At 62.4% G+C, this 15,440-nt stretch carries 16 protein-coding genes; 9 read left to right on the top strand and 7 right to left on the bottom strand.

From position 1 onward, the window contains the following. Positions 1 to 56 precede the first annotated feature (56 nt). The 3 genes from JQ641_RS06510 to JQ641_RS38440 form a co-directional block, all read right to left on the bottom strand. Entirely contained in the window at positions 57 to 203 is a 147-nt protein-coding gene (locus JQ641_RS06510; RefSeq protein ID WP_211995128.1) for a bacteriocin, read from the bottom strand. Positions 204 to 398: 195 nt separating this feature from the next. Beyond that, positions 399 to 602 carry a hypothetical protein gene (locus tag JQ641_RS06505; protein WP_211995127.1) on the bottom strand — a complete coding sequence of 68 codons (204 nt, stop codon included), beginning with the start codon at positions 600 to 602 and terminating at the stop codon, positions 399 to 401. A gap of 1,051 nt (positions 603 to 1,653) precedes the next feature. Continuing rightward, the gene (locus JQ641_RS38440) at positions 1,654 to 1,776 is read right to left on the bottom strand and encodes a hypothetical protein (protein ID WP_283815168.1); all 123 of its coding nucleotides are present in this window, start codon (positions 1,774 to 1,776) and stop codon (positions 1,654 to 1,656) included. Between the two features lie 15 nt (positions 1,777 to 1,791). On the opposite strand from JQ641_RS38440, the gene JQ641_RS06500 reads away from it, so the two are divergent. The 4 genes from JQ641_RS06500 (at position 1,792) to dctP (ending at position 5,125) form a co-directional block, all read left to right on the top strand. Then, a complete protein-coding gene (locus JQ641_RS06500; RefSeq protein ID WP_249150225.1) occupies positions 1,792 to 2,136 on the top strand; it encodes a hypothetical protein in 345 nt (114 codons plus the stop codon). A 608-nt stretch (positions 2,137 to 2,744) separates the two neighbouring features. Further along, positions 2,745 to 2,969, top strand: a complete 225-nt coding sequence (locus JQ641_RS06495) for a hypothetical protein (protein ID WP_211995126.1) — start codon at positions 2,745 to 2,747, stop codon at positions 2,967 to 2,969. Positions 2,970 to 3,227: 258 nt separating this feature from the next. Next, positions 3,228 to 3,584, top strand: coding sequence for a DUF6481 family protein (locus JQ641_RS06490; RefSeq protein WP_211995125.1), 357 nt, complete (start codon positions 3,228 to 3,230; stop codon positions 3,582 to 3,584). A 518-nt stretch (positions 3,585 to 4,102) separates the two neighbouring features. Continuing rightward, entirely contained in the window at positions 4,103 to 5,125 is a 1,023-nt protein-coding gene (gene dctP, locus JQ641_RS06485; RefSeq protein WP_211995124.1) for a TRAP transporter substrate-binding protein DctP, read from the top strand. 10 nt (positions 5,126 to 5,135) lie between these two features. On the opposite strand, the gene JQ641_RS06480 is transcribed toward dctP, so the two are convergent. After that, on the bottom strand, positions 5,136 to 5,834 hold the full coding sequence (locus tag JQ641_RS06480; RefSeq protein WP_192735812.1) for a GntR family transcriptional regulator: 699 nt from the start codon (positions 5,832 to 5,834) through the stop codon (positions 5,136 to 5,138). A 188-nt stretch (positions 5,835 to 6,022) separates the two neighbouring features. Between JQ641_RS06480 and JQ641_RS06475 the strand changes: the two genes are divergently transcribed. The 4 genes from JQ641_RS06475 (at position 6,023) to JQ641_RS06460 (ending at position 9,924) form a co-directional block, all read left to right on the top strand. Then, the gene (locus JQ641_RS06475; RefSeq protein ID WP_211995122.1) at positions 6,023 to 6,646 is read left to right on the top strand and encodes a TRAP transporter small permease; all 624 of its coding nucleotides are present in this window, start codon (positions 6,023 to 6,025) and stop codon (positions 6,644 to 6,646) included. Beyond that, the gene (locus tag JQ641_RS06470; protein WP_211995120.1) at positions 6,646 to 7,911 is read left to right on the top strand and encodes a TRAP transporter large permease; all 1,266 of its coding nucleotides are present in this window, start codon (positions 6,646 to 6,648) and stop codon (positions 7,909 to 7,911) included. The genes JQ641_RS06475 and JQ641_RS06470 overlap by 1 nt, the downstream gene beginning before the upstream one ends. Positions 7,912 to 7,937: 26 nt before the next feature. Further along, the gene (locus tag JQ641_RS06465) at positions 7,938 to 8,921 is read left to right on the top strand and encodes a TRAP transporter substrate-binding protein (RefSeq protein WP_211995119.1); all 984 of its coding nucleotides are present in this window, start codon (positions 7,938 to 7,940) and stop codon (positions 8,919 to 8,921) included. Positions 8,922 to 8,997: 76 nt separating this feature from the next. Continuing rightward, a complete protein-coding gene (locus JQ641_RS06460) occupies positions 8,998 to 9,924 on the top strand; it encodes a dihydrodipicolinate synthase family protein (RefSeq protein ID WP_211995117.1) in 927 nt (308 codons plus the stop codon). Positions 9,925 to 9,929: 5 nt separating this feature from the next. Here JQ641_RS06460 and JQ641_RS06455 read toward each other — a convergent pair whose 3' ends face one another. The 3 genes from JQ641_RS06455 to JQ641_RS06445 are packed head-to-tail and all read right to left on the bottom strand — an operon-like array spanning position 9,930 to position 14,460. Then, positions 9,930 to 10,838, bottom strand: coding sequence for a hydroxymethylglutaryl-CoA lyase (locus JQ641_RS06455; protein WP_211995115.1), 909 nt, complete (start codon positions 10,836 to 10,838; stop codon positions 9,930 to 9,932). Then, on the bottom strand, positions 10,835 to 12,841 hold the full coding sequence (locus JQ641_RS06450) for an acetyl/propionyl/methylcrotonyl-CoA carboxylase subunit alpha (RefSeq protein WP_211995270.1): 2,007 nt from the start codon (positions 12,839 to 12,841) through the stop codon (positions 10,835 to 10,837). Before JQ641_RS06450 ends, JQ641_RS06455 begins: the two co-directional genes overlap by 4 nt. Positions 12,842 to 12,855: 14 nt before the next feature. Beyond that, positions 12,856 to 14,460 (bottom strand): carboxyl transferase domain-containing protein, encoded by a 1,605-nt coding sequence (locus JQ641_RS06445; protein ID WP_211995112.1) that lies wholly within the window; start codon positions 14,458 to 14,460, stop codon positions 12,856 to 12,858. Positions 14,461 to 14,790: 330 nt separating this feature from the next. On the opposite strand from JQ641_RS06445, the gene JQ641_RS06440 reads away from it, so the two are divergent. Then, positions 14,791 to 15,438, top strand: coding sequence for a TetR/AcrR family transcriptional regulator (locus tag JQ641_RS06440; RefSeq protein WP_211995110.1), 648 nt, complete (start codon positions 14,791 to 14,793; stop codon positions 15,436 to 15,438). Positions 15,439 to 15,440 lie beyond the last annotated feature (2 nt).

Here is a 15,440-nt window from a genome sequence, read left to right as displayed (position 1 = left end):
TACCGAGCCGCGAAAAATACGAGAAGCGGCCTTCCCAGGTTGCGGCGGCTTCGGGATCAAAGGCTATAGCTAGACACAAAGGCCTCTTTCATCTTCACAACGAGGAAGTCCTTCTGTCCTTCGCCGGCCTTGCGCCCTCCGGTGACGTTTTCGAGTTCTTTGTCGGAGATTTTGTCGCTCAATTGACCCTGCTCGGTCTTCATTGTCCCGCTCCGTGTTGTGGCGCTGTGCACCGTTGATGTCGAGCGAGTATGGCGAACGGAGAGCGGTCTAACCGTGAGGCGGCTCACATACGATAAACCCGCCGGCGTGACCCGGCGGGCCTTTTTCAAAAACATCCAGTAGCGCACCGGGGTAGCGTTGGATGGAGTTCGATCTGATGCGCTCGCCCACGCGGATCAGATGCAACCGCCGCCCACGCCCTTCAGCACCCCACAGGCATACCTCCCGATCGCGACACCGCCAACGCCGTTTATGTAGATGCCTAATGCGACACCGTTCTCGCCAATGTCGATACCAAGTCCACCGAGCTGCAACTTCAAGCCACCCGAGACCACGTCGAGTTCGAGTGCTGACAAGCTGACGTCGTTTAGCTCACTCATTGAAATCTCCTGTTTCCTGAGAAGAGACCATTCCCTTCTCAAGCCGAGTAGTCGCAGGAGTGTCGGTCGTGCCCCTGTTCCCTAGGTGACAGGTCACAGGTGCTAGTGTGAGCGAGATCACCGCACATGGACGAAACCAACCTGCGCGGCCACGCCCCAGGTGGTTAGCTACTGACCGGGTTGTGATTTGCGCGGCATGGCTTGTATGCCCCTTAATGGGCAGAACTCTGGCAGCCAGGTTGCATCAAAACATCATGACCACCCGAAAGTCTGTTAACGTCGCTGATGTTATCGCGAGGGAAGCGCTCCGCGCCCAGACTGAACGGCGTCGTTTCATCCATGTCGATCCCCTGGACAAGCCCCTTTTGAAGGAGGCTGAGCGTCGCTGGAAAAAAGCCCGAAGCGCATTGCTTGGTTTAGAGCGCAACGAGCCTACAAGCAAAGCGCGACGATAAGAAAACCAGCTGCCTGATCATTGGCATGCACGCTTCGGTCTCGCTCGGTACTAATACCAAGTTTTCCCGAATCTACTTCCCGGCAATAAACTCCGCTGTTAGGCTTTACGGTGGCGCTCATCAAAACGCCGCCGGGAGCGCTTTGGAATGACCCCGTCCGCGCTAGCCCCCCGGACGGGGTTTTTATTTGTCTACACTGCCATTTCAGTGTGACGTTGGGATCGGTTTACCGACTTGGGGTATGATCCACCGGATGAGCCAACCTCCCAAAGACCAACCATCGATGGCCGAGATACTGCACCGCATTAGGGAGCAGTACGCTGAGGAAGTCCGCGAAGCCGCGAACATACCGGAACATACCTACCCCTTTGGAGATACCCGCGCGCTCTAAACGGGAACGCTCGCGGATCATGGGTGGAACTTAAAGCGTCCTAAATTCGGCTTGCAAGTGTTCGAATTAGGACCGCACCAAACCCGCCGGCGTGAACCGGCGGGGCGTCCGACGGGACAAGCTCAGTTAGCCGGCTCTCAGATTTTCCGCGGACGCTTGCCCGGTTCTCGGTTTCTTCGCAGCCCGCCGGCGTGATCCGGCAGGGCTACGCAATAATCATCGCGTCGATAGCATCAGCGCCCAGCGTCTCATGGACCAGCAGCGCGGCCGCTACGCGCCCAATCTCCGCACGGTGACGCGCCACCAGCATTTGCGTCATCGCTCGCATACGAGGCTCCCTGCGATGCCAATGCTCGAACGCGAAGTCAGCGTCGGATTCGGACATCATGTCGATCTGGTACCGATCGTCGCGCGCGCGAGCCGGCGATCGCTGAAGCGCTCGGCTCGCTTGGCGCGGCCCGCCTACCAGTTCTGGGATGGTGGCTCAGGCGCCAGCAGCGGCTACTTCTGGACGCCTGCGAATTCCCACTGGGCCGCCGGTATCGCAATCGACGTTAGCGCCGCCGATCTCGACGATGTCTGGCTTCGTGGTGGCGCTGGCACCGGCACGGAGACCATGTATGCACGCAGTTTCGATGGAATCGACTGGAGCGCGTGGCACGCGTTTGTGCTCACGACCATCATCTAGACCGGCTTCGTAGTAGCTCAGCGTAGGTTCGCGCCTACGTCCGGATTCGCGTGCAGGCCGGTTCCCTCGTTACACGAACCGATGCAGATTTGGCGTGCGTCAGCCTCCTGCAGGTGGTCCAGACAAACGCCATCCGGCTGCACTGCCAATCCGGCCCGAGCGCGGCGCTGGACACCGGCTCCGGATACGCCATTCCGATCGCGACACCGCCCGCGACGCAGGCGAACAAAACGATCGCTGCGGCAAGAACGACATTCTTAAGGGTGCACCAATTCGGGATCATGGCGGTCACTCCTTTCAGGACCTGCCGCAACATAGGCTCGCGCCGGCCGTCCTAATGTGAGCGAACTCACAGATTTTCAGCTTTCGGGTGCGACCGATTGCACCCGGCAGGTTCCGGCCCCAGCCGGGACGGCGTTACCGATCGTATCGGGCTCCTCTCCTGACATCCGACCGCGCCACAACCTGTGCGCTATCTGCCGGATCAATTCTGCAACACTCGCACGCCAAGATGCGCGGCAAGGGTATAAGTCCCGCAAATCCGTTGCGCGCGCCGAGCGGTTGATCAACATTGTTGGTTTGGGGAAAGCGCGTGTGCGGAGCGTGCCATGAGCGAGCAGGAAGTGGGCTACGACTACGATCGCTATCGAAAACTACTGGCTGAAGCGACCGACGATGCCAAGCGGCTCGAACTCATCGATCTCATGATCAAGGAGAGAGCTCGCGACAGGCTGGAAGCCCAGCGGACTTCCGATCGCGTGGCGATGACGGCCGTTACGGTTGCGAAAATTCTCGGTCCGGGCGGCCGCCGCGACCAATTCAGGGACGATTAGAACAGCCACTGCCTGGCTCGGCTCGGAACCGGTTTTAGCCGGCGCTGCTGCCGCCTGTGTCGAGGCACACGCCATCGGCGCTCCGGCCAGGGCGGCCAGCGCGCTCACTGGCATCGGTCGACCAACCGGGCCGTTCACGGAAATCTCCCTGTTTGCCCCCTTCGGCGCTGGCATTTTGTCGCCGGTTCACCTACTGAAGCGCAAACCGCCAATCCCCTGCGTTTCACAACCAATCAAGAAAACGACAAGGCCCCTTTTATGAGTGGATTCAAGGAACCCAGCTTCGCCGACCGCCAGAAGGCCGCCCAGCAAGCGAGACAGAACATCCTGAACAAGTTCAAGGCCCAGCCCGGCCCTGACGATCCGGAGGTGAAGCAGCGTCAGGCCGAGCGCGAAGCGCAGGCGGCCGCCCGCGCCAAGGCCAAGGAAGCCCGCGAAGCCGCCAAGGCCGAAGCCAGGGCGCTCGAGGAAGCAGCTGCGGCCGCGGCTGCCGCCCAGCTCGCCCGCGAAAAGGAAGAAGAGGCCGCCAGACAGGCAGCCCTCGAGGCCGAAGCGAAGGCCAAGCGCGATGCGCGCTACGCGGCCCGCAAGGGCGCCAAAGGCAAGAAGCGGTAACGCGCTCGTTCGGGCGAGGGCATCCGCGCCGGAAATCGCAAGACTCCGCGCGGGCGAGCCCGATTGAAAAAACAAACGACGGCTTGGCTATTATTCATGCCGTCTTTCGCCATCCGGCCGTCGCTTGATGGCATCTGCCTTCATCATGTCCTGTCCTTCTTAGTGGCACTCCTCGGCGTGTTGAGCAGCGAGTCGTTCTTCGAGGGTCCGTCCTTGCGCTTATTGTCCTGGACGGCGGCAGGAGAGGCGTTACCGCCATAGCGGATAATTGAAGCAGGCCAGCGCACGCGTCCCGAGAAACGGAGGCGAACGCATGGTTGACGAGCCCACAAAACCCTCCCCATCCTCGTGTGCACTGCGGCAGACCTTGAAGTCTGGCTCTGGAATCAGCCACTGCTGCCTTGAGCGACAGGCTGGCTCGAACGATCAGAACAGGAAATCAACGCACGGCAGCCGGTTAAGCTGCGCTCAAGGCCGGCTTGGTCACGTCGATCAAGGATGGAATTCAGGGGAGAACCATGCTCACACGCCGCCATGTTCTCGGATCCGCGCTCGCCGCGCCTGCCATCCTTCGCTTCGGCACGGGTACCGCACACGCCACAACGAGGCTGAAGATTTCGCATCAATTTCCGGGCGGCAGCATCGACAAGGGTGATTTCCGCGACCGCCTGTGCCGTACGTTCGCGCAGGAAGTCGCCAGGCGCAGCGGCGGCGAGATCGCGGCCGAGGTTTATCCGAACTCATCACTGATCAAGCCCAACGCGCAATTCTCGGCGATGCGTAAAGGTGATCTTGATCTGAGCCTCTATCCCCTTCCCTATGCCGGCGGCGAATTGCCGGAAACCAATATCGGCCTGATGCCTGGACTGGTTTCGACCTACGATCAGGGCTTGCGCTGGAAAACGCACGCCGTCGGCAAGGCGCTGACCGACTTCCTGGCCGACAAGGGCATCATCTTGCTGAGCTGGGTCTGGCAGGCCGGTGGCGTCGCCAGCCGTTCCAGGCCGATCGTCGCTCCGGAAGACGCCAAGGGCCTCAAGGTTCGCGGCGGTTCGCGCGAGATGGACATGGTGCTGCTGACCGCGGGCGCAGCGGTGCTTTCGGTACCGTCCAACGAACTCTATGCGGCGATGCAGAGCGGCGCCTGCGATGCCGGAATTACTTCGTCCACCAGCCTGATCTCGTTCCGTCTGGAGGAGGTCGCACAATCGCTGACCTCGGGCGCGGGCGCCTCCTACTGGTTCATGCTGGAGCCGTTGTTGATGTCGAAAGCGCGCTTCGACAAGCTGCCGAAGAACCAGCAGGACATCATTCGCGCGGTCGGCGCTGACCTCGAAGCCTTCGGCAAGACGGGTGCGCAGGACGACGACATCGAAGTCGCCAAGGTGTATGAGAAGGCCGGCGCCAAAGTCACCGCGCTCGATGCGGCAACCGTCGCCATGTGGCGCGACATCGCGCGCGATACCGCGTGGAAGGACTACAGTGCCGCGACGGCGACGTCGGCCAATCTGCTGAAGCTCGCAAGCGACGTCGCAGCCTGATGCGTTCGCACTATTCGCCTGCCCGCGTTCCCCGCTTGGAACGAACTGCGATCGAGCCGCCGCCGACGACGTGCAACAGATCCGCTCTCACGGATTCGATATGCTGCTCCAGAAACCGGCATGCCTCGTCGATTTGCTGCGCCCGGCACAGCGCGATCAGATGGGCGTGCTCCTTTTCAGCGATGCCCATCGCCTTGGTGTTGGATAGTTGCAGGCGTGTGTAGCGGTCGCTGGTTTGCAGCAGCGCGATGACGATCGCCTTGGTCCGCGGCTGGCGTGCCTGCGCGTAGAGCGCCATGTGAAACTCGGCATTGAGCTGCCCCCATTCGCTGACGTTGCGTGCCTTGATCGCCTTCTCGAAGCGCTTCTGGATATCGTCCAACCCGTCGAGGTCCTTGGCGGCAAAGCAAGGTGCGGATTGCGCCAGCAGCCGCGGCTCCAGGATCCGGCGCAGATCAAACACGTCGTTGATTTCGTCGAGCGACAGTTCCGAAACGATCGCCCCCTTTTGCGGGACGATCCGTACCAGGCCTTCGGCTTCGAGCTGAAACAGCGCTTCACGAACCGGAATGCGGCTTACGCCATAGGCGTCGCCCAGCGCGTCCTGCCGCAGTTGGGATCCCGCCGGATAGGTCCCGTCGAGAATCGATTGCCTGAGCTGGTCGACGATCGCAGCCGACAAGGTCCGGTGCTTGAGCGGGACTTTCATTTGATCTTCCGTCTTCATCGCCGGCCCTCCAGTCGAGGCGGTCTTGTTTCGCACGTTGAAGTGGTTCGCCCCAGCACAAAGCCGGTGGAAGGCCCACGATTCGCCCTGCAATCTCCATTGACAGCAAGATTGTATAAATTATACATTTTGCGAATGCACGGCAAATTTCGCGGGCTGCGGGGCTCCCCATGACCGAACAAGCGGCTTCCGATGCGCCGGCGTTCAGCGCCCGCAGCGTCGCGGTCAGGGCCTCCGGCGCCCTGCTCGCATGCGAGCGCCTTGCCCTGATGGGCTTGATGTATCTGCTGACGGCCCTGATCCTGGTGAACGTCGTCACCCGCTATTCGCATTTTCCGATCTACTGGATCGATGAATCGGCCGTCTATTGCGTGGTCTGGCTGACATTTATCGGCGCCTCCGCGATGACCCGGCTGAGACTCGATTTTGCCGTCACCATGCTGACCGAACGGCTTTCGGCGCGAACTCAGAAGCTTGCCAAGGTGATCGCAACCGGCATGGTCGTGGTGTTCGGCGTGTCGCTGATCGCCACCTGCTGGCTCTGGATGGACCCGGTTGGCCTCGCCCGCGCCGGCTTCGACGCCCGCAAATTTGCCGGCGAGACCTTCAACTTCCTCTACACCGAGCGCACCCAGACGCTGAATTGGCCGACCTGGGTGGTTTATCTGACGCTGCCGATCTTTGCCGTGTCGATCACGATCCACGGCATCGCCAATTTGCTCGAGGACCTCGAACTCGTGCCACGAACGGCCTTGAAGGGCTTCCAGCTCTCCGAGCTCGACGGGGTCAACTGATGATCACGTCGGCCGCCTTCATGGTGATCATGCTGGTCGGCGTGCCGATCGGTCTATGTCTCTGTCTCGCCGGCTTCGTCTACATCATCGCGTCGGGCAATCCGGTGCTGTTTCAATCCTATCCGCTGCAATTGTTCGGCGGCGTCGACAGTTACGGACTGATCGCGATACCGCTGTTCATCCTGATCGGCGAAATCATGAATGGCGGCGGCATTACCCGGCGCATCGTCGACATGGCGATGGCGTTTGTCGGCTCGCTGAAGGGCGGGCTGGCCTACGTCAACATCCTCGCCAACATGTTCATCTCCTCCATCCTCGGTTCGGCGACCGCGCAGGTCGCGATCATGGCGCAGATCATGGTCCCGGAAATGGAGAAGAAGGGCTACGACAGGACCTTTGCGGCGGGCCTGACCGCCTATGGCGGCATGCTCGGGCCGATCATTCCGCCATCCGTGATGTTCGTGGTCTACAGCGTGCTGGCGCAGGTCTCGGTCAGCGACATGCTGATCGCCGGCATCGTGCCCGGCGTGATCCTCACGGTGATGTTCTGCCTCGTCATTGCGCTGATGGGTTACGTCTACAACTACCCGCGCGCCGAATATCAGACGCCGCGGCAGCGCGTGGCGACGATCCTGCGCACCTGTCCGACACTGCTGATTCCGATCGTCATCGTCGGCTCGATCCTTGGGGGCCTCGCCAATGCGACGGAGTCGGCGGCCGTCGGCGCAGTCGCGGCGGCCCTGATCGGAAAATACTGGACCAGGGAATTCGAATTCTCGCAGTTGCCGCAGATGATGCTGCGCTCCGGCATCTATTCGGCCATCGTGCTGTTTCTGGTGGCGGCCGCGGCCGTGTTCTCCTGGGTGCTGATCTTCGGGAAGGTGCCGCAGGAAACCGCGGCGTGGATCCAGTCGGTTGCCAAGGATCCGATCAGCTTCATGCTGCTTTGCAACGCCATCCTGCTGGTGATCGGCACGGTGATCGACGGAATTCCCGGCCTGATCATGACGGTGCCGATCCTGCTGCCGGTCGCCACCGAGATCTATCACATCGATCCCCGGCATTTCGGCGTGGTGGTGGTGATCAATCTGGTGCTCGGCCTGCTGTCGCCGCCGGTGGGCCTGTGCTTCTTCGTCGCCGCCGCCGTCACCGGCGCCAAGCCGGGCAAGATGTTCATCGTGACGCTGCCCTTTTTCGGGATCTCCTGCGTCCTGCTGGTGCTGCTCTCGCTCTATCCCTTCCTGTCCCTCGTCCTCATCAAGTGAAAAGCCCAAATCAAAGGAGCCTTGCCATGTCCATTTCACGTCGTCGATTTCTTGCCGCCGGCGCGGCCGTGCCGTTGTTCGCGCCTTCGCTCGCGCTGGCCCAGGCCAAGGAGTTTCGCCTCGGCCTCATCACCCCCAACGGGCATTCCTGGAACAAGGCCGCGCTCAAGCTCGGCGAGGACCTGAAGGCTGCCACCAGCGGCCGCCTGACCATGACCGTGTTTCACTCCGGGCAGCTCGGCAACGAGCCGGCCATGATGCAGCAGCTGCAATCCGGCGCACTCGACATGGGCTTCATCCAGGCCGCCGAACTCGGTTCGCGCGTGCCGCACATCGCCGCGATCAATGCGCCCTACATCGTGCGTTCGACGCCATCGGTGGCCAAGTTCGTCCGCCATCCCGCGGCGGTCAAACTGTTCGACGTGCTGCCGCAGGAAACCGGAACCATCGGTTTGGGCTGGGGCATCACCGGCATGCGCGCGATCTTCTCGGCCAAGGACCTGACTGGTCTGGCCGATATCAAAGGCATGAAGCTGCGCATCAATCCGACGCCGGTCTATCGCGACTTCTATTCTTCGCTGGGTGCTGCGCCGACACCGATCCCGACGCCGCAGGTGTTCGACGCCATGTCGAACGGCCAGGTCGATGGCCTCGAGGCCGACCTCGAATTCTCCTGGAACCAGCGCTTCGACAAGGTCGCCAAGGTCATCCTGCAGATGAACGCCGTCTTCATGCCGATGGCAGCCGTCGTCTCCGGCCGCGTGTGGCAGTCGCTGCCGGCAGCCGACAAGGAGCTGATCGCCAAGACCGTCAAATCGACGCTCGATGCCCAGATCGACGAACTCGCCGGCAACGAGCCCAAGCTGATCGAGAACTTCCGCAACGCGCCGATCCCGATCCGGCAGGTCGCGACGGCGGATACCGAGGCTGTCATTGCCGAGTTCGACAAGATCTGGCTGCCCAAGGCGCCGGTTCTCGCCGAGCTGCGCAAGGTAGGCGCGACGCTCTGACCCTTACCATCGTTCTTCCAGTCAAATCTCGGCGGATTCAGCGAATCCGCCGGAAAAATCCAATCGGAGCGAAACAATGAGCCCACGCATTTCCTGGGAAGGCGTCTTCCCGGCCGTTACCACGCAATTCCATGACGACCTGTCGCTCGACATCAACGCAACGGCGAAGGTGATGGACGGCCTGATCCGCGACGGCGTCTCCGGACTGATCATCTGCGGCTCGGTCGGCGAGAACACCTCGCTCGAGCGCAAGGAAAAAATCGCCATCATGGAGACGGCAAAGTCGGTCGCGGCCGGTCGAGTTCCTGTGTTGTGCGGCATCGCCGAGTTCACGACGGCCTTTGCGGTGGAAACCGCCAGGGAAGCCGCGCGGGTCGGCATCGACGGCATCATGGTGATGCCGGCGCTGGTCTATTCGTCCAAGCCGCACGAGACCGCCGCGCACTTCAGGTCGGTCGCAACGGCGACCGATCTGCCCGTCATGCTCTACAACAACCCGCCGATCTACAAGAACGACGTGACGCCGGATATTCTCGCCACGCTCGCCGACGTCGAGACGGTGGTGTGCTTCAAGGATTCTTCCGGCGACACCAGGCGTTTCATCGACACTCGCAACATGGTCGGCGATCGCTTCGTGCTGTTTGCCGGGCTCGACGACGTCATCGTCGAGAGCGTGGCCATGGGCGCGGTCGGCTGGGTATCCGGAATGTCGAATGCCTTCCCGCGCGAAGGGGAAACCTTGTTCCGCCTCGCCAAGGCCGGACGCTACGCCGAAGCGATGCCGCTCTACGAATGGTTCATGCCGCTGCTGCATCTCGATGCCCGTCCGGACCTCGTTCAGTGCATCAAACTTTGCGAGCACATCATTGGCCGCGGCACCGCGCTGACCCGTCCGCCGCGGCTGGCCCTGCTGCCGCACGAAAAGGTGGAGGTCGAAGCCATCATGGCGAAGGCGCTGAAGAACCGGCCGATGCTGCCGAATGTCGGCTTGAAGGCCGCCTAGGCGGTCTATTTCGCGGCGCGCGTCTTTGCGTTCAATGCCGACGCGACGCGGCTAACTGGAGGCCTGCCGATCAAGCGGCTGACCTCATTGGTCGCCGCGAGCAGCTTTGTCATGTCGACGCCGGTCCTGATCCCCATGCCCTCGAGCAAATAGACTACGTCCTCGGTCGCGACATTACCGGTCGCGCCGGGGGCGTAGGGGCAGCCACCGAGACCGCCGGCGGCGGAATCGATCACGCGAACGCCCTCCTCCATGCCGGCGTAGAGATTGGCCAGCGCCTGGCCGTAGGTGTCGTGGAAATGCATCGCGAGCTTGTCCGTCGCCACTTCCGCGGCGACCGCACGCAACATCTGCTTGGCCTTGAGGGGCGTGCCGACCCCAATGGTGTCGCCAAGCGATATCTCGTAGCAGCCGAGATCCCACAATGTCCTGGCGAGATCGGCGACCGCCTTCGGCTTGATCTCGCCGTCGAACGGACAGCCGAGCACGCAGGAAATATAGCCGCGCACCTTCACGCCATCCGCCTTGGCTCGCGTCAGCACCGGCTTGAAGCGCTCGATCGACTCCGCGACCGAGCAGTTGATGTTGGCGCGTGAAAAGCCTTCAGATGCGGCAGCAAATACGGAGACGACCTCAGCTCCTGCGGCACGCGCGGCGTCATAGCCCTTCTCGTTCGGGACCAGGACGTGGAATTCGGTGTCCTTGACATGGCTGACACCGCGCAGCACCTGATCTGAACCCGCCATTTGCGGGATCGCTTTCGGCGAGACGAAGGCGCCAACCTCGACGGTCGAGAGCCCGGCAGCTACCAGCGCCTCGACAAAGGCGATGCGCGCCTCGACGCTGACCGGCGCCTTCTCGTTCTGCAGGCCGTCGCGCGGCCCCATCTCGATGATGCGGACCGAATTGCTCATGACGCAACCGGTTCGACTTCGGCCAGTTCGACGCCCTCGCCGACGATATCGCCGACCTTGCATTTGATCTTCTTCAATACGCCGGCAAACGGCGCGCGCAGGGTCTGCTCCATCTTCATGACTTCCAGCGTCAGGATCGCAGCCCCCTTCTCCAGCGTCGCGCCCTCCTCGGCCAGCAGAGCCACCACGGTGCCCGGCAACGGCGCCACGATCTTGTCCTCGCCGACATGCTCCTCGGTCTCACCGCCGAACGGATCGACCCAATGCAGGTCGAAACGGCCGTTGCGGGTGCGAAGATACAGTTCGTGACCCTCGATGACCGCGACGACATGGGATTTCATCCCGTCGAGCGTCAGATCAAAACCACCATCATCGGCAAGCGACGTCGTGAAAACGAAATGGCGATCGCCGATCGACAGCGTCGACGCTCCGTTGCCATAGTCCAGGGTGACCTTCTGCTCGGCGCCCTGGCCCTGGCGAAGCGCGAACACCCGCTGCCGCTGGCCGACCGGCTGCCAGCCAAAGGCCTGCCACGGCGAATGGCCCTCCTTGGCTGCGACCTTGCGCTCTTCGACGACGATAGCGGCGACCGCTGCACAGAGTTCAAGATTGCCGCACGCGTGTTTCGGGTCCGTCAGGCCCTTCAATTCGCGTTCAATAAAACTGGTGTCGATGGTATTCGCCCGAACCTGCGGGTGCGTCACCAGCGCCGACAGGAACGGGATGTTGGTCACGATGCCGCGGACGTCGGTCTCTTCCAGTCCGCGGTTGAGCCTCTCAATCGCGGCCTGCCGCGTCGGCGCCCACGCGATCACTTTCGCGAGCATCGCGTCGTAATAGGGCGACACCGCATCGCCGCTGCGATAGCCGGCATCGATGCGGAGGCCATCGACAGCGTCGGGCGTGCGCCAGGTCTTGATCCGGCCGACCGAGGGCATAAAATTCTTCTGCGGATTTTCCGCATAGACCCGCGCCTCGATGGCATGGCCGTTCAGTTTGATCTCATTTTGCGCCAGCGGCAGCTTCTCGCCGAACGCCACCCGCAACTGCCATTCCACAAGGTCAACGCCGGTGATCAGTTCGGTCACGGGATGCTCGACCTGCAGGCGCGTGTTCATCTCGATGAAGAACACCTCCTTGCCGTCAGAGACGAATTCGATGGTGCCGGCGCCGACATAATTGACCGCCGCAGCCGCCTTGCGCGCCGCGGCGCAGACCGCCTCGCGCTGGGTGGCGTCCAGCGTCGGCGACGGCGCTTCCTCGATCACTTTCTGATGCCGCCGCTGCAGTGTGCATTCACGCTCGAACAGCGACAGCAGATTGCCGTGGCTGTCGCCGATGATCTGCACCTCGATGTGGCGAGGATTGAGGACAAATTTTTCGATCAGCATGCGATCGTCGCCGAACGCCGCTTTTGCTTCGCGCTTGGCACTGACGATGGCCGCCGCCAATTCACCGGCCGAATTGACCACGCGCATGCCGCGCCCGCCGCCACCGGCGGAGGCCTTGACCAGCACCGGGAAGCCGATCTTGTCGGCGGCATTTGCCAGAACAGCCTCATCCTGGGCTTCGCCGTGATAGCCGGGCACCAGCGGCACGCCGGCCTTTTCCATCAAGGCCTTTGAGCCGGATTTGGAGCCCATCGCCGTCATCATCGCGGCGGTCGGACCGACGAACACCAGGCCGGCGTCGAGGCAGGCTTGCGCGAACTCGGCATTTTCGGACAGGAACCCGTAGCCGGGGTGCACCGCTTCGGCGCCGGTCTGGCGCGCGGCCTCAATGACCCGCTCGACGTTGAGGTAGCTGTCACGGGCCCGCGCCGGCCCGAGCAGCACGGCCTCATCGGCCATGGCGACATGCATGGCGTCGCGGTCGGCCTCGGAATAGACGGCCACGGTGCGCAGCCCCATGGCGCGGGCGGAGCGGATCACGCGGCAGGCGATCTCGCCGCGGTTGGCGATCAACAGCGTGCGAAAACGCCGGTATAGTTTCGAGCGGTCCATCATGAGTTCCTGCATCACATCCTGAACAGGCCGAATTTCGTCGGTTCGATCGGCGCGTTGGCAGCCGCGGACAATCCAAGGCCGAGCACCAGCCGCGTGTCGGCGGGATCGATAACCCCATCGTCCCACAGCCGCGCGGTGGCATAATACGGACTGCCCTGGCTCTCATACTGGGCGCGGATCGGCGCACGAAACTTCTCGTCCTCTTCGGCCGACCAGGTGTCGCCTTTGGCCTCGATACCGTCGCGCCGCACCTGGGCCAGAACCATCGACGCCTGCTCGCCGCCCATCACCGAAATGCGGGCGTTCGGCCACATCCAGAGGAAGCGCGGGCTGTAGGCCCGCCCCGACATGCCGTAATTGCCGGCGCCATAGGAGCCGCCGATCACGACAGTGAATTTCGGCACCCCGGCGGTCGCCACCGCCGTCACCAGCTTGGCGCCGTCGCGCGCGATGCCGCCGGCTTCGTATTTCTTGCCGACCATGAAGCCGGTGATGTTCTGCAGGAACACCAGCGGGATATTACGCTGGCAGCACAATTCGATGAAGTGCGCGCCCTTCAGCGAGCTCTCGCTGAACAGGATGCCGTTATTGGCGATGATGCCAACCGGATAGCCCCAGATATGGGCAAAGCCGCAGATCAGGGTCGTACCGTAAAGCTTCTTGAACTCATCGAACTCGGAACCATCGACGATCCGCGCGATGATGTCATGAACGTCGAACGGCTTGCGGCCGTCGGCGGAAACCACGCCGTAGATTTCCTCCGCCGGAAACAGCGGCTCGCGCGGTTCGCGCATGTTGAGCGTGGCGCGCGTCGGCGGCTTCAGCGTGGCGACGATGCGCCGCGCGATCCCGATCGCATGGGCGTCGTTCTGCGCGTAATGGTCGGTGACGCCGGATTGCCGCGAATGCACGTCGGCGCCGCCGAGCTCTTCGGCCGTGACCACCTCGCCGGTCGCGGCCTTTACCAGCGGCGGTCCGCCGAGAAAGATCGTGCCCTGGTTGCGCACGATGATGCTCTCGTCCGACATCGCGGGCACATAGGCGCCGCCGGCCGTGCAGGAGCCCATCACGATGGCGATCTGCGGAATCCCTTGCGCCGACATCTGCGCCTGGTTGTAGAAGATGCGGCCGAAATGCCGCTCGTCGGGAAATATCTCGTCCTGCAGCGGCAGGAACGCGCCGCCGGAATCGACCATGTAGACGCAGGGCAGATTGTTCTGCCGCGCGATGTCCTGCGCGCGCAGATGCTTCTTCACCGTCATCGGATAATAGGTGCCGCCCTTGATGGTGGCGTCGTTAGCGACGATGACGCATTCGCGGCCCGAGATGCGCCCTACCCCGGTAATGACGCTGGCGGAATGGACGTCGCCGCCATAGAGGCCGTGGGCGGCCAGCGGCGACAATTCGAGGAACGCGGTCCCGGGATCGACCAGCAGGTCGACACGCTGGCGCGCCAGCATTTTGCCGCGCGAGGTATGCCGCGCGCGCGAGGTTTTGCCGCCGCCGCCGGCAACCACCTTGAGTTTTTCTCTGAGGTCGGCGACGAGGCCGCGCATCACTTCGGCGTTGCGGGCAAAATCGGCGGACGTGGGATCGATCGTTGAATGAAGCGACATGGCCTATCGTTTCTTTGAGTGACGGGCGGTGGTGCGTAGCCTCTAGGACTGACGGGACAAGACCTCTCGCGAAACGGCGCGACAGGCTGTACCATCTTTGCGGCGAAGTGTCCCGGCAGCCGGGATTGTCGGCCCGTTTGCACGATCACGTCTCCTCCGAATTAAAAACGATCATACGTTTTTTTAATGGAGCTGCAAGAGGATGGTCATCGTTTTCGATTTTCCGCCAAAATGGCACGTTATGCCGTTGAAATTCCTCACATCTCATGCAATAAACATACGGTCGTTTGTATCTTTACAGGCGACTTATTCGACCGCCCGGGGACCAAAATGGCACGCACGATCGGCTCTTATGGCCCGAAGACGCTGGAAGCGATCCGCAAGGCCGGGCTGCGCCTGATCTTCGAACAGGGCTATTCCGCGATGAGCCTGCGCGACCTCGCCGCCGAGGTCGGGATCCAGGTGGGGTCGCTGTACAATCATATCAGCACCAAGCAGGAACTGCTGTTCGAGCTGGTGCAGGACCACGTCAACGAGCTCATTCGTCAGCTCGATCTCGCGCTGGAAGGAAAGCAAAGTCCGGAGGAAAAGCTCCGCACCTTCGTCGCATTCCACGTCACCTACCACATGAGCCGCAAGCGCGAGGTCTTCATCGCCAATTCCGAGCTGCGCAGCCTTGAGCCGAAGAACTATGAGGCGATCGTGGCGCTGCGCAGCGCTTATGAGGCGCGGCTGGCGCGTATCCTCTCGGAGGGCGTTTCCGAAGGCGCCTTCGAAGTCGTTGACGTCAAGGTGGCGACGTTTGCGATCCTGGCGCTGCTGACCGGCCTTTGTACCTGGTACCGGCCGGGCGGACGCCTGACCAGGGACGCGATCATCGCCGCCCATGAGAAACTGGTGCTGTCGGGCGTGTCGCCGCAGGCCGCGAACGCCCCTGCCCGCAGCATCCGCAAGCCACGGCGTGTTGCAGCTGTCTAGCA

Source organism: Bradyrhizobium sp. JYMT SZCCT0180 (genome assembly GCF_018130165.1).
Lineage (GTDB): Bacteria > Pseudomonadota > Alphaproteobacteria > Rhizobiales > Xanthobacteraceae > Bradyrhizobium.
Note: the sequence above shows the minus strand (reverse complement) of the source record. Positions and strands in the feature narration are given on the sequence as shown.